The 13,605-nt window shown below is 60.1% G+C and carries 12 protein-coding genes (1 of these 12 running past the window's edge); 7 read left to right on the forward strand and 5 right to left on the reverse strand.

The window, feature by feature from the left end:
• The 4 genes in view from hemG to pepQ are tightly spaced (at most 36 nt apart) and all read right to left on the reverse strand, a layout consistent with a single transcriptional unit that may run on beyond the window.
• A protein-coding gene (gene hemG, locus ACY8FN_RS02930; RefSeq protein WP_463099188.1) for a menaquinone-dependent protoporphyrinogen IX dehydrogenase crosses the window boundary here: on the reverse strand, positions 1–126 show its 5' end (the start). It extends 399 nt beyond the left edge of the window; 126 of the gene's 525 nt are visible here — the first part of the coding sequence; its start codon is at positions 124–126; the stop codon falls past the left edge of the window.
• Between the two features lie 7 nt (positions 127–133).
• Positions 134–1,591 (reverse strand): TrkH family potassium uptake protein, encoded by a 1,458-nt coding sequence (locus tag ACY8FN_RS02935; protein WP_463099189.1) that lies wholly within the window; start codon positions 1,589–1,591, stop codon positions 134–136.
• A gap of 36 nt (positions 1,592–1,627) precedes the next feature.
• Complete coding sequence (locus ACY8FN_RS02940; protein WP_213393705.1) at positions 1,628–2,245, reverse strand: YigZ family protein; 618 nt, start codon at positions 2,243–2,245, stop codon at positions 1,628–1,630.
• Positions 2,245–3,567 carry a Xaa-Pro dipeptidase gene (gene pepQ, locus ACY8FN_RS02945; RefSeq protein ID WP_303845353.1) on the reverse strand — a complete coding sequence of 441 codons (1,323 nt, stop codon included), beginning with the start codon at positions 3,565–3,567 and terminating at the stop codon, positions 2,245–2,247. Before pepQ ends, ACY8FN_RS02940 begins: the two co-directional genes overlap by 1 nt.
• Before the next feature lie 190 nt (positions 3,568–3,757).
• On the opposite strand from pepQ, the gene ACY8FN_RS02950 reads away from it, so the two are divergent.
• The 6 genes from ACY8FN_RS02950 to ACY8FN_RS02975 all read left to right on the forward strand — a co-directional run bounded on the left by ACY8FN_RS02950 (position 3,758) and on the right by ACY8FN_RS02975 (position 12,917).
• Positions 3,758–5,695, forward strand: coding sequence for an acetoacetate--CoA ligase (locus ACY8FN_RS02950; RefSeq protein ID WP_463099190.1), 1,938 nt, complete (start codon positions 3,758–3,760; stop codon positions 5,693–5,695).
• 204 nt (positions 5,696–5,899) lie between these two features.
• On the forward strand, positions 5,900–8,047 hold the full coding sequence (gene fadB / locus ACY8FN_RS02955; protein ID WP_463099191.1) for a fatty acid oxidation complex subunit alpha FadB: 2,148 nt from the start codon (positions 5,900–5,902) through the stop codon (positions 8,045–8,047).
• A 21-nt stretch (positions 8,048–8,068) separates the two neighbouring features.
• Positions 8,069–9,232 (forward strand): acetyl-CoA C-acyltransferase FadA, encoded by a 1,164-nt coding sequence (gene fadA / locus ACY8FN_RS02960; RefSeq protein ID WP_101318966.1) that lies wholly within the window; start codon positions 8,069–8,071, stop codon positions 9,230–9,232.
• 278 nt (positions 9,233–9,510) lie between these two features.
• Positions 9,511–10,233: a response regulator gene (locus ACY8FN_RS02965; protein ID WP_042021059.1), complete on the forward strand. Its 723-nt coding sequence runs from the start codon at positions 9,511–9,513 to the stop codon at positions 10,231–10,233.
• Positions 10,230–11,672, forward strand: a complete 1,443-nt coding sequence (locus ACY8FN_RS02970; RefSeq protein ID WP_162515546.1) for an ATP-binding protein — start codon at positions 10,230–10,232, stop codon at positions 11,670–11,672. Before ACY8FN_RS02965 ends, ACY8FN_RS02970 begins: the two co-directional genes overlap by 4 nt.
• A 6-nt stretch (positions 11,673–11,678) precedes the next feature.
• Positions 11,679–12,917 (forward strand): ABC transporter substrate-binding protein, encoded by a 1,239-nt coding sequence (locus tag ACY8FN_RS02975; protein ID WP_101318968.1) that lies wholly within the window; start codon positions 11,679–11,681, stop codon positions 12,915–12,917.
• A 75-nt stretch (positions 12,918–12,992) separates the two neighbouring features.
• Here the strand turns inward: ACY8FN_RS02975 and ACY8FN_RS02980 are convergent, their stop codons facing one another.
• On the reverse strand, positions 12,993–13,184 hold the full coding sequence (locus ACY8FN_RS02980; RefSeq protein ID WP_005339471.1) for a hypothetical protein: 192 nt from the start codon (positions 13,182–13,184) through the stop codon (positions 12,993–12,995).
• Positions 13,185–13,353: 169 nt separating this feature from the next.
• Between ACY8FN_RS02980 and tusA the strand changes: the two genes are divergently transcribed.
• Entirely contained in the window at positions 13,354–13,599 is a 246-nt protein-coding gene (tusA, locus tag ACY8FN_RS02985) for a sulfurtransferase TusA (protein WP_463099192.1), read from the forward strand.
• The last annotated feature ends 6 nt before the right edge of the window (positions 13,600–13,605 follow it).

A 13,605-nucleotide genomic window follows, 5' to 3' on the forward strand; every position in this document is an offset into this window, starting at 1 on the left:
GCACATCGGCAGGGAGTGCAGGTCATGCATCACCACTTCGCATCCCGGCATCTGCTCCAGCATGACATCTACTATTTTGCGGGTTTGGCCATCCCGAGAGGAATAAAGCACCAGAATCTTGTCCATAACAACCTCAACTACGCCAGAAGGCAGGGGTAAACAGTACCAGAAGCGTGAAAATTTCCAATCGACCAAACAACATGGCCACCACCAGCACCCACTGTGCTGCTGGCGAGATGTTGCCGAAGTTGGCAGAGACCTCTCCCAACCCCGGCCCCACGTTAGTAAAGGCAGCAGCCACGGCGGTGAATGCGGTCACTTCGTTTAGCCCGGTCATCAGCAACAACAGCATGAACATAAAGAAGAGAATGATATAGGTAGCGAAGTAACCCCACACCGCCTCGACGATGCGCTCGGGCACCGCCCGCTGCCCCAGCTTCAATGTATAGATGGCTCTGGGGTGAACCAGCCGCTTCAGCTCACGCATCCCCTGCATGAACAGGATCATGAAACGCATCACCTTGATGCCGCCCCCGGTACTGCCCGCGCAACAGCCGATAAAAGCGGAGAACATCAGCAGCATGGGCAGAAAAGAGGGCCAGTCTGCATAGGTGGTGGTGCTGTAGCCGGTGGTGGTGCCCAGAGAGACCGCCTGGAACAGACCGTGATTGAGCGCCTCTTGCCAGGTGTCATAGTGCCCATGAGTCAGCAAGGCGACAAAGCAGATCATCACCAGGGTCGCCTGGATGGCCAGGAACACCTTGAGCTCCGCATCATAGAGGTAGCGTCCGAGCCGAACCGGGCGGTGGGAAAAGACAGTAAAGTGGAGCGCAAAGTTCACGCTGGCCAGCAGCAGGAACACCACGGTAATCAGGTTGATGACCGGACTGTTAAAGAAACCGATACTGGCATCGTGGGTGGAGAAGCCACCGACCGACAGGGTCGAGAACGAATGGCACACCGCATCGAACAGCGTCATCCCGGCGAGCCAGTAGGCCAGCGCACAGAGCGCGGTCAGCAGCAGATAGATGAACCAGAGCGCCTTGGCCGTTTCGGCGATACGCGGCGTCACCTTGGTATCCTTGACCGGCCCCGGGATCTCGGCACGGTAGAGCTGCATGCCACCGATCCCGAGCAGGGGCAGAATGGCCACCGCCAGTACGATGATCCCCATCCCCCCCAGCCACTGCAACAGCTGGCGGTAAAACAGAAACGCTTTGGGCAGATTATCGAGCCCGGTTAGTACCGTCGCGCCGGTAGTGGTCAGGCCGGAAAAAGATTCGAAGAAGGCCTCCGAAACCGACATGTCCGGCACATCGCCAATAATGAAGGGCACAGCCCCCACGCTGCCCAGCACAGTCCAGAACAGCACCACGATGAGGAAGCCCTCTTTCGAGCGCATCTCCTTCTTGTGATAGCGGTTGGGAAACCAGAGCACCACGCCGAGCAGCAGGGCGATCAGAAAAGAGCTGACGAACTCGGCACCACCCCCATCCCGATAGCCGAAGGCCACCAGCGCAGGCAACAGCATGGTCGAGCTAAATAGCGCAACCAGCAGGCCAACAATGCGAACGATGCTCAGGATGTGCATTACAGCTCCCTTTTCCCCATTAAAGAGCGATGGATTCTAGCCATCTAAGGGACTGAGGGATACCCGTCCATGAGTCCGATCGGTCAATTCACGGTCAACCTGAGCCCAAACAGAGGATTCCCACGCCACCTGCAAGGTGACCTGCTGACCGTAATCGGCCGCCAGCAATTCACCATTGTGGCTGCTGATCAGCGACTCGACCGTCCCCATGTCACCGTAATCGCAGTGAATGAGAGAGGGAGTGCGCGGCACCTTGAGCAGGGTTGGCAGCTGCTTGAGGGCGGCACCGACACCACCCCCATAGGCTTTGACCAGTCCGCCGGTACCAAGCTGGATACCGCCGTAGTAACGCACCACCACGGCGCAGATTTCACCGAATCCAGACCCCATCAACTGGGCCAAGATCGGCTTGCCCGCCGTGCCGGAAGGTTCGCCATCATCGCTGAAGCCATAGACCTGGCTATCTTGCGGCGCCCCCGCCACAAAGGCCCAGCAGTGATGGCGAGCGGTCGGATGTTGACGCTTGATCTCATTGACCCACCCCTTGGCCGCCTCGACGGTCGGGGTGTGGGCAATCAGGGTAATGAAGCGGCTCTTCTTGATCTCTTCGGTCAGTTCCAGCGGGGCGGCCGGAATGGAGTACGCTGCCGCCATCAGAGCCCTGCTTGTCTGGTCATGTTCTCCACCCCGTTGGCGTGCAGCACTATGTTGTCTTCGATGCGGATGCCGCCAAACGGCCGCAGTGCCTCCACCTTGTTCCAGTTGACCCGTTTGCCCTGTTCGCCCTGACGCAGCGGCTCCAGCAAACTGTCGATGAAGTAGAGCCCCGGCTCGATGGTGAACACCTGATCCACCTCCATCACCCGGGTGCAGCGCAGATAGGGGAACAGCTCGGGCGCCGCCAGATGGGTGCCGCGCTCATCCTGCATGAAGCCACCGGCGTCGTGCACCTGCAGACCGAGGAAGTGGCCGAGGCCGTGCGGAAAGAAGACGTTGGTCACCCCGGTGTTGATCATCTCGTCCACCGACATGTCCACCAGCTCGGTGGCTTGCAGCAGGCGCGCCAGCTTGTGGTGCATCTGCAGATGCAGCTCGCTGTAGCGACGGCCCGGTTTGATCTCCTTGATGATCTCCTGCTGCTGCTCGTCGAGGGCAGCAATCAGATCGGCAAACTCGCCGCGCCGCCACGCCCAGGTACGGGTGATGTCGGAGGCATAACCGTGAAAATCGACGCCGGCATCGATCAGGAAGGAGTGGCGCTCCGCATCCGGCACCCGCAAGGCAGACAAATGGGTGTAGTGAAGGATGGCCGCGTTGCGGTTGATGGCGACGATATTGCCGTAGGGCGCCTCATTGGCCCCCTGCCCGACCGCCTTCATGTAGGCCAGATTGATCTCGAACTCGCTCGCCCCCGCCATAAAGGAGTCCTTGGCCGCGATATGGCCGCGCACCCCGATGCGGGTCGCCTCGCGCAGACACTCCAGCTCGTAGGGGGTCTTGTAGGCGCGGTGATAGTGCAGATAGTTGAGTACCGCTTCCGGATTGGGCTGGGTCAGCCCCAGCAGGTCGGCCACTTCCAGATGGCCGCCCAGATAGGCCCACTCCTGCTTGTTGGCAGGCAGATGGTCAGCCACCTGCTCCGGTCGGGTCAGGAAACGGATATCGAAGAACTCGACCCAGAAGGCATTGGGCAGATCCGCCACCTTGTGCCAGAAATCCACCGGACGATAGAACAGCAGCACCGGTTTGTTCACCCCGTCCACCAGCAGCCAGCAGTGAGGGTTGTCCAGCACCGGCAACCAGGCCTTGAAGTGCGGGTTTACCTTGAACGGGTAATCCTGATCATCGAGGAAGATGCGGTGGGTCTGGCCGGAGTGGATGGCCAGTCCGCTGAGCCCCTGTTGTTGCAGAATATCGCGGGTGCGCTGCTGCAAGGTATCGAGGTGCTGGGCAAAAAGTTGGCTGTAGCTGCTCATGGCGTCCTGCTCCGAGGTGAATGTGATAGCAGCATAACACCAAGCTCGGGGCGGCTCGACCCGTCAAGCTGTCGCTTCGTGAGGTAACGCATGCGTTACAAAGTGTTTGTTATCAACAGAGAACCAATCATTAACAAATCAAAAACAATTCAATACACTGCCGCTAGATACATGACGTCAGGGATTACTCATGGACAACCTCTGCCTGTGGCAACCGGATCCGCTCGGGATGCAGCAATCCAACCTCTACCGTTTTATGGCGGAGGTGAACCGTTTCCACGGCTTGCAGTTGCAGAACTATCCGCAGCTTTACCAATGGTCGGTGGAGAAGACCACCCGTTTCTGGCCACTGGTGTGGCAGCACTGTGGCGTCAAGGGCGAGCTCGGCAACATAGTGGCGGAGAACCGTCAGGATATGCAGCGCACCCGCTGGTTCCCCGACAGCCGCCTCAACTTCGCCGAAAACCTGCTGCGCCGTCAGGACGAGAGCCCGGCCATCATCTCTCGCATTGAAGGGAGTCCAAGCCGCACCCTCAGCTGGCGTGAATTGAGTGATCAGGTGGCCCGGCTGGCCCAGTGGCTGCGCCAGCAGGGGATTGGTCGTGGCGATGTGGTTGCCGCCTACCTGCCCAATATTCCGGAAACCGTGGTGGCCATGCTGGCCACCAGCAGCCTCGGGGCGATCTGGACCTCCACCAGCCCCGACTTCGGTGAAGCCAGCGTGGTGGAACGCTTCGGCCAGACCCGGCCGCGGGTGCTGTTCGCGGTGGATGGCTATCGCTACAACGGCAAGGGGATCGACATTCAGCAGAAGGTCGCCAGCGTGGTGAGCCAGTTAGGCAGCATAGAGCAGACGGTGATGATCCCGCTGCTCGGCAACCCGCTGCAGCTTGGCCACGACTGGCAACAACTGCTGGCGAGCCAGCAAGGTGCCCAACTCACCTTCGAGCCGATGGCTTTCAACGATCCGCTCTATATCCTCTATTCGTCCGGCACCACCGGCAAACCCAAGTGCATCGTCCACGGCATTGGCGGCACCCTGCTGCAACACCTGAAAGAGCACCAGCTGCACTGCGATATCAAACCGGGGGAGCGGATCTTCTACTTCACCACCTGCGGCTGGATGATGTGGAACTGGCTGGTGAGCGCTCTCGCCTCTGGCGCGACTCTGGTGCTCTACGATGGCTCGCCGTTTTATCCGGACGGTAACGTGCTGTGGGATCTGGCCCGCGACGAGCAGGTCAGCTTGTTCGGCACCTCGGCCAAGTATCTCGATGCGCTGCACAAGCAGGGTTATGCCCCCATCAAGACCCACGACTTGCCGCAGTTGCGGCTGATCTGCAGCACCGGATCTGTGCTGTCGCCAGAGGGGTTCGACTACGTCTATCAGCAGATCAAACAGAATGTGCAGCTCAGCTCCATCTCCGGCGGCACCGACATCTGCTCCTGCTTTGTCATCGGCAACCCCCTCAGCCCGGTCTATCGCGGCGAGAGTCAGGGGCGCGGCCTTGGCCTCGCGGTGCAGGTATTCAACGAAGCGGGCCAGCCGGTGCAGGGGGAGAAGGGCGAACTGGTCTGCACCAAACCGTTCCCAGCCCAGCCGGTGGGCTTCTGGGGAGATGAGAACGGCGACAAATACCACGCCGCCTACTTCGAGCGGTTCGACAACATCTGGTGCCACGGCGACTGGATCGAGCTGACCCCGACCGGCGGCATTCTGTTCTACGGCCGCTCCGATGCCACCCTCAACCCGGGCGGCGTGCGCATCGGCACCAGCGAGATCTACCGCTATGTGGAGCAGCTGGACGAGGTGGAGGAGAGCATCGTCATCGGCCAGCAGTGGCAGCAGGACGAGCGGGTGGTGCTGTTCGTCAAGCTCAAGGCAGGCTACAAGCTGGACGAGCCGCTGCGCGAGCGGATCCGTCAGCAGATAAAACAGCACTGCACCGCCCGCCACGTGCCCGCCCGCATCCTGCAGGTGGATGCCATCCCTCGCACCAAGTCCGGCAAGATCGTCGAACTGGCGGTGCGGGAAGTGGTGCACAACAGACCGGTCAACAACACCCACGCCCTCGCCGACCCAGAGGTGCTGAACCAGTATCGCAACCGGCCGGAACTGGCCAGTTGATAACAAACTCACATCCATCGGAGGCGCCGCAAGGCGCCTCTCTTTTACCCGTTTTGTGATGAAGAGCTTTTACTCGAGAGGTGTTAAACAAATGTTTTAAATAGGTGTTGAAAATGTCTCCTTTTGGATCAATAGTGAGCCTCGCCCCCTGCTGGGGATAAAGGAGCAACACCCCCCACTGAGTGGGAACAAGGAGACACTCTCATGATCTACCAAGGCGAAACCCTGTCGGTCAGCTACCTCGAAAACGGCATTGCCGAACTGAGGTTTGATGCCCCGGGTTCAGTCAACAAGCTGGATCGCGCTACCCTGCTCTCCCTGAGCGAAGCGATCGCCGCATTACAACAAGAACGTGAACTAAAAGGTCTGATCCTCACCTCCGGCAAAGACGCCTTTATCGTCGGCGCCGATATTACCGAATTCCTGGAACTGTTCGATCTGCCGCAAGAAGATCTGCTCGGCTGGCTGAAAAAGGCCAACGACATCTTCAACGCCATCGAAGATCTGCCAGTGCCGACCCTCTCTGCCATCAAAGGCCACGCCCTGGGCGGCGGCTGCGAGACCATCCTCTCCACCGACTTCCGTCTGGCTGATACCACAGCCAAAATCGGCCTGCCCGAGACCAAACTCGGCATCATGCCGGGCTTTGGCGGCACCGTCCGTCTGCCACGGGTGATCGGCGCCGACAACGCGCTGGAGTGGATCACCACCGGCAAGGATTACCGTGCCGATGATGCCCTCAAGGTGGGTGCCATCGATGCCGTGGTCGCCCCCGACGCGCTGCACAGCGCTGCGCTGCAGATGATGAAAGACGCCATCGCGGGCAAGCTGGACTGGCAGAGCCGCCGCGCCGCCAAAAAAGCCCCGCTGCGCCTCTCAAAACTGGAAGCCATGATGAGCTTCACCACCGCTGCTGGCATGGTTGCCGCCGTGGCGGGCAAACACTATCCGGCGCCGATGACCGCGGTGAAAACCGTCGAAGCCGCCGCTGGCATGGGCCGTGACGAGGCGCTGGCCGTTGAGGCACAGGGCTTTATCAAACTGGCCAAGACCGATGTCGCCAAGGCGCTGGTCGGTATCTTCTTGAACGATCAACACATCAAGGCGCTGGCCAAAAAGGCTGCCAAGCAGGCTGCTAAGGCCACTAGCCACGCCGCCGTACTGGGTGCCGGCATCATGGGGGGCGGCATCGCCTACCAGTCTGCCAGCAAGGGCATTCCGGCCGTGATGAAGGATATCAACGAGAAGGCACTGGCGCTTGGCATGGGCGAAGCCACCAAGCTGCTCAACGGCCAGCTAGAAAAGGGCCGCATCGATGGCATCAAGATGGGCCAGGTGCTCTCTGCCATTACCCCGACCCTCAGCTATGACAACGTCAAGCATGTGGATCTGGTGGTCGAAGCCGTGGTCGAGAACCCCAAGGTGAAGGCCGCCGTACTGGGCGAAGTGGAAGGGATCATTGGCGAAGACGCCGTGCTCGCCAGCAACACCTCCACCATTCCCATCTCCCTGCTGGCCAAGGGGCTGAAGCGCCCGCAGAACTTCTGCGGCATGCACTTCTTCAACCCGGTACACCGCATGCCACTGGTGGAGATCATCCGCGGCGAGCAGACCTCCGATGAAACCATCAACCGCGTGGTGGCCTATGCCGCCGCCATGGGCAAGTCCCCGGTGGTGGTTAACGACTGCCCGGGCTTCTTCGTCAACCGGGTGCTGTTCCCCTACTTCTTCGGCTTCAACAAGCTGGTTGCCGATGGCGCCGACTTCGCGGCCGTCGACAAGGTGATGGAGAAGGAGTTCGGCTGGCCGATGGGCCCCGCCTACCTGCTGGACGTGGTCGGCATCGATACCGGCCACCATGCCGGTGATGTGATGGCGCAGGGTTTCCCGGCACGCATGAGCAAAGAAGGCCGCACCGCCATCGACGTGATGTATGAGGTGAGTCGCTTCGGTCAGAAGAATGGCAAGGGTTTCTACTCTTACGAGCAGGACAAGAAGGGCAAGCCGAAGAAGGTGGCCGACGTAGCTGCTTACGAGCTGCTGGCCCCCATTGCCAAGCCGAAGCAGGACTTTGACAAAGAAGCCATCATAGCTCGCATGATGATCCCGATGATCAACGAGGTGGTGCTCTGTCTGGAAGAGGGCATTGTCGCCACCCCAGCCGAAGCCGACATCGCACTGGTCTACGGTCTGGGCTTCCCTCCCTTCCGCGGCGGCGTGTTCCGCTATCTGGACACCATTGGTCTGGATCGTTACGTGGCCATGGCCGACCAGTATGCCGATCTGGGCCCGCTCTACCGCGTCAGCGACAAGCTGCGCGAGATGGCCGCCCAGGGCAAAACCTTCTACTGATTGCGGAAAGGAGATCCATTCATGAAAGACGTAGTCATTGTCGACTGTATCCGGACCCCCATGGGCCGGTCCAAGGGCGGCGCCTTCCGCAACGTGCGTGCAGAAGATCTGTCCGCGCACCTGATGAAATCCATCCTGCTGCGCAACCCCAACCTCGACCCGAACGAGATCGAGGATATCTACTGGGGCTGCGTGCAGCAGACTCTGGAGCAGGGCTTCAACATCGCCCGTAACGCCTCACTGCTGGCTGGTATTCCGAAGCAGGTGGGGGCGGTCACCGTCAACCGCCTGTGCGGATCAAGCATGCAGGCGCTGCACGACGCTTCCCGCGCCATTCAGGTGGGTGATGGGGATATCTTCATCATCGGCGGCGTCGAGCACATGGGCCACGTGCCGATGAGCCACGGCGTCGACTTCCACCCCGGCATGGCCAAGTCGGTGGCGAAAGCCTCCGGCATGATGGGGCTGACCGCCGAAATGCTCGGCAAGCTGCACGGCATTAGTCGCCAGCAGCAGGACGAGTTTGCAGCTCGCTCCCATCGCCGTTCCTATGCTGCCACAGTGGAAGGGCGTTTCGCCAAGGAGATCGTCGGGCTGGAAGGCCATGACGCCAGCGGCGCCCGCTTCTTCTACGACTACGACGAAGTGATCCGCCCGGAGACCACGGTCGAAACCCTGAGCCAGCTGCGCCCGGTGTTTGACCCGGTCAACGGCACCGTCACTGCCGGTACCTCCTCAGCCCTGTCTGACGGCGCCGCCGCCATGCTGGTGATGAGTGCGGATCGCGCTAAGGCCCTCGGCCTCACGCCCCGCGCCAGGGTGCGCGCCATGGCGATCGCCGGTTGTGATGCCGCCATCATGGGTTACGGCCCGGTACCGGCGACCCAGAAAGCGCTCAAGCGTGCCGGTCTGACTGTCGGTGATATCGACCTGTTCGAGTTGAACGAGGCGTTTGCCGCCCAGTCCCTGCCCTGCGTCAAGGATTTGGGTCTGCAGGATCTGGTGGACGAGAAGGTCAACCTCAACGGCGGCGCCATTGCGCTGGGCCACCCGCTCGGCTGCTCCGGTGCCCGCATCTCCACCACCCTCATCAATCTGATGGAGGAGAAAGATGCCACCCTGGGGGTTGCCACCATGTGTATCGGTCTGGGTCAGGGTATCGCCACCGTATTCGAACGGGTGTGATGACCAGCCGGATCGACGGGATGCATGACTGAGTGTTGTCCCTTTTCGGGGCCAGTCTGACTGGCCCCTTTTCAAGTCTGTGACGAGAGCCACACGGGGTGATCGTCAGTTGTCAGCAGTTATCTGTTGGCCGTCCCGTTTGGGTCGGCCTTTTTTCGTTTTAACCTTATCAATAGCCTGTTATTGCCTTAAACCTCACATTAGATGGGGGGCTTGCTTGCTTTTTACTCCCCCGACAGGTTCAATCTGCACAAAAAAATGGGTGGATGCACATACATATGTCAATGAGCAAACAACTGCTGATCGTCGATGACGACCAAGAGATCCGCGAGCTGCTCAATGAGTACCTGACCCGGGCGGGCTTTCAGGTATTGACGGCCGCCGGTGGCAACGAGATGCGCCAGCAACTCGCCCAGCACAGCCCGGACCTGATTATTCTGGACATCATGATGCCCGGCGAGGACGGTTTTACCCTCTGCCAGCAGATCCGTCGTGACTCCCAGGTACCCATTATCATGCTGACCGCCGCCTCCGACGAAGCGGATCGGGTGATCGGCCTCGAGCTCGGCGCCGACGACTATATCGCCAAGCCGTTCAGCCCCCGTGAACTGCAGGCCCGCATCAAGGCGCTGCTGCGCCGCGCCGAATTCCGCCAACCGGAAAAAGAGAAAGAGCCGAGCCGCCGCCTGCGTTTTGCCGAGTGGACCCTCGACACTCTGAGCCACCAGCTGACCCATGACGATGGCAGCCTGCTGGATCTCTCCGGCAGCGATGCCATGCTGCTCGGCATGTTCCTGCAGCAGCCCGGTCTGGTGCTGGATCGGGATACCATCTCCGATGCCACCCGCGGCCGCGAGAGCCTGCCGATGGAGCGCGGCATCGACGTGCAGATCAGTCGCCTGCGCCAGAAGCTGGGTGACAACGGCAAGAGTCCGCGCATCATCAAGACCATTCGCGGCAGCGGCTACATGCTGATTGCCGAGGTACACGAGCTGCCATGAGCCACAAGTGGTCCTGGGGGGTGCTGGTGCCCCGCTCCCTGCTGTCACGGATGATCCTGCTGCTGTTGCTGGCCATCCTGCTCTCCCAGACCATTCTGACCGGCATCTGGATGCAGCAGATCCAGAAGCGGGAGCTGGAGGGGATGATCAGCACCACCCGCAACCTGGCGCTCTCCGCCGCCTCCACCGTCAACTTCTTCAAATCTCTGCCGCTGCAGTATCGCCATATCGCGCTGGACCAGCTGCGCAACATGGGCGGCAGCCGCTTCTTCGTCTCGCTCAACGAGGAGGAGATCCACATCAACGCCATCCCCGACAGCGAGCGCAAGACGCTGGTGCTGCAGGAGGTGCAGGGGGTGCTGACCCGCAAGCTCTCCGATGCCATGGCGATCAAGGTGGATTTCTCCCGACCCGACGACCTCCACGTCTTCAACAATGACACCCTGCTGGCGGATCTCCCCTCCTCCTGGGCCCGCTATACCCTGTCGCTGGAACCGCTCAATCCGCCGGTGCTGGTGACCCAGATCGAGATTGAAAAGGGGGAATGGCTCTATCTGGCGGCCCTGCTGCCCGCCCCCTACATGACCCTCGACGATACCGTGATGCCGAGCAATCAGGTGCGCTTTATCGCCCTGATGACGGTGTTCCTCTGCTTCTTCACCTTTATGCTGGTGCGCTGGCAGACCCGCCCTTTGCGCCGTCTCGCCAAGGCGGCGGTGAATCTGGGCAAGGATATCGACCAGCCTTCACTGAAAGAAGAAGGGGCGTCGGAGATCGTGGCGGCCACCCGCGCCTTCAACATCATGCAGCACCGTATTCGCCGTTATATCGATGATAGGGAACGGCTGTTCAGCTCCATCTCCCACGACCTCAAGACCCCTATCACCCGGCTGCGGCTGCGGGTCGAGCTGCTCGACGACGAGGTGCAGATCGGCAAGTTCAACAAGGATCTCGACGAGCTGGAGCTGATGGTGAAAGGGGCGCTACAGACGGTAAAAGAGACCGACATCCACGAGAATATCGAGGAGATCGACATCAACGCCCTGCTGGAGCAGATGGCGGAGTCGATGAACCTGCACGACGAGCGACTGACTATCGAGGGGCACTGCAAGTGGCCCTATCGCGGCAAGCTGCTGGCCCTCAAGCGCTGCATCGGCAATCTGGTGGATAACGGCATCAAATATGGTCAGCGGGTACGCATCATCATCATGGATGACGCGGAAATGTTGATCCTGTTCATCATGGACGAAGGTCCCGGCCTGCCGGAAGATCAGTTCGAACGCATCTTCGAACCCTACTACCGGCTCAGCACCGATCAGGCGGGAACCGGCCTCGGCCTTGGCATCGCCCGCAATATTTCCCACGCCCATGGCGGCGATCTGGTGCTGGAAAATCGTCCGCAAGGCGGCCTGCAGGCCACCCTCTCTCTCCCAAGGTAGTTGCCCATGAAGTGGTTCCCGATCTCCCTGCTTGCCCTGCTCTGTGGCTCTGCCTCCGCCTCCCAGGTGGAGGTGCTGCACTGGTGGACCTCCGGTGGTGAAGCGAAAGCGGTGGAAGAGCTCAAATCCGAATGGGCTGCCCAAGGCAATCAGTGGAATGATTTCGCGGTGCAAGGGGGCGGCGGCAAGAGCGCCATGACGGTACTGAAAAGCCGGGCACTGGCAGCCAACCCGCCGGAGGCGGCGCACCTCAAGGGTTACGAGCTCAAGGAGTGGGCCGGTCTCGGTTTCTTGCGCGATTTGAGCCCGATGGCCGAGCACCTTGGCTGGTATGCCAAAATGCCCCCCATGGTGCGGGCTACTCTCAGCCAGCATGACGCCCTGATGGCGGTGCCTACCGGTATCCATCGAGTCAACTGGCTGTGGCTCAACCGCAAGGTGTTCGAGCAGCAAAAGCTCACCCCGCCCGACGACTGGGCCCAGTTCATCACGGTCGCCGAGCAACTCAAACAGCGGGGCATCACCCCGCTCGCCATCGGCAACGAGCCTTGGCAGCTGGCGGTGCTGTTTGAAACGGTAGCGCTCGGTGAGGGCGGTAAAGAGTTCTACCGTAAGGCGTTTCTCGAACAGGACAGCGCCACCCTGACCGGCCCCGACATGGTGCGGGTACTGACCCGCTTCCACCAGCTCCGTGCCTATGTACCGCAAAAATACGCAGGCCTTAAGTGGCACCAGGCCACCAACTTGCTAGAGAGTGGTGGCGCTGCCATGCAGCTGATGGGGGACTGGGTGAAGGGGGAGCTGAGCGCGGGCAACTACCGGCCCGGTGAGGATATCGCCTGCCTGCCAAGCCCGGGTAGTGCCGGGCTGTTCAGCTACAACCTCGACTCCATCGCCATGTTCAAACAGCGGGATCCCGCCCAGCTGCAGGCGCAGGGCGATCTGGCTCAGCTGCTGATGACGCCGAAATTCCAGCAGGAGTTCAATCGGGTGAAGGGATCGATCCCGGCACTGACCAACCCTGATATGAGCAAGTTCGACCGCTGCGCCATCCACTCCTATCAGGATTTCCTGCAAGCGGAGAAGCAGGACAACCTGCTACCCAGCATGGCAGAGGGGATGGCCACCCCGACCAATATGCGTCAGGCCATCTTTGACGTGCTCGGTAACTTCTTCAATGACGCCAAAGGCGACCCGCAACAGACGGCGCTGCAACTGGAACGCGCCATGCGCTCGACCCGCTGATCCGGACAAATTGCCAAACGGCAGAAATGACAAAGGCGGAATTGCTCCGCCTTTGTTGTTGAATCGTCATCCGATTCAGGATTGATCGTTTTCGTCCTCATCCTCGTCATAGTAATCGCTGAGCTCGATCCAGAGCCCCAATCCGACCATCACCATGGAGCCGAACCAGGTACCGGTATTCCCGATCGGGCTGCCCATCACTATCATGGCGAAAGACAAGAACCCCATGCCTGCGTAGGCCTGTAATCTGCCGTATGAAACCTGCATATTCACCTCCTTGTTGAATATGGTGCAATTTTTATATTACTCGTCCGGCGCACACTGGATAGGGTTAAATAACATTTTGGTTACATATGCTGGTTAACAGGGCGTTTATTTGATTATTTTTTAGCCCTGAGTATCATTGGCAGCCGAATAGGTTGAAGGTTGATAATAGATGAGTGATTTATTCTGCGACGCGACTTATGAGTTGGACGCAATCGGGCTTCGTTGCCCGGAACCCGTAATGATGGTTCGTAAGAAAGTACGGCTGATGGCGGATGGCGAGACCCTGCTGGTCAGCGCCGACGACCCTTCAACCACCCGCGACATCCCCAGTTTCTGCCGCTTTATGGATCACACCCTGATCGCCAGCGAGACAGAGCAGGCCCCTTACCGCTATCTGATCCGCAAGGGTCAATAAGCCCCA

Source organism: Aeromonas sp. 160P (assembly GCF_055193095.1).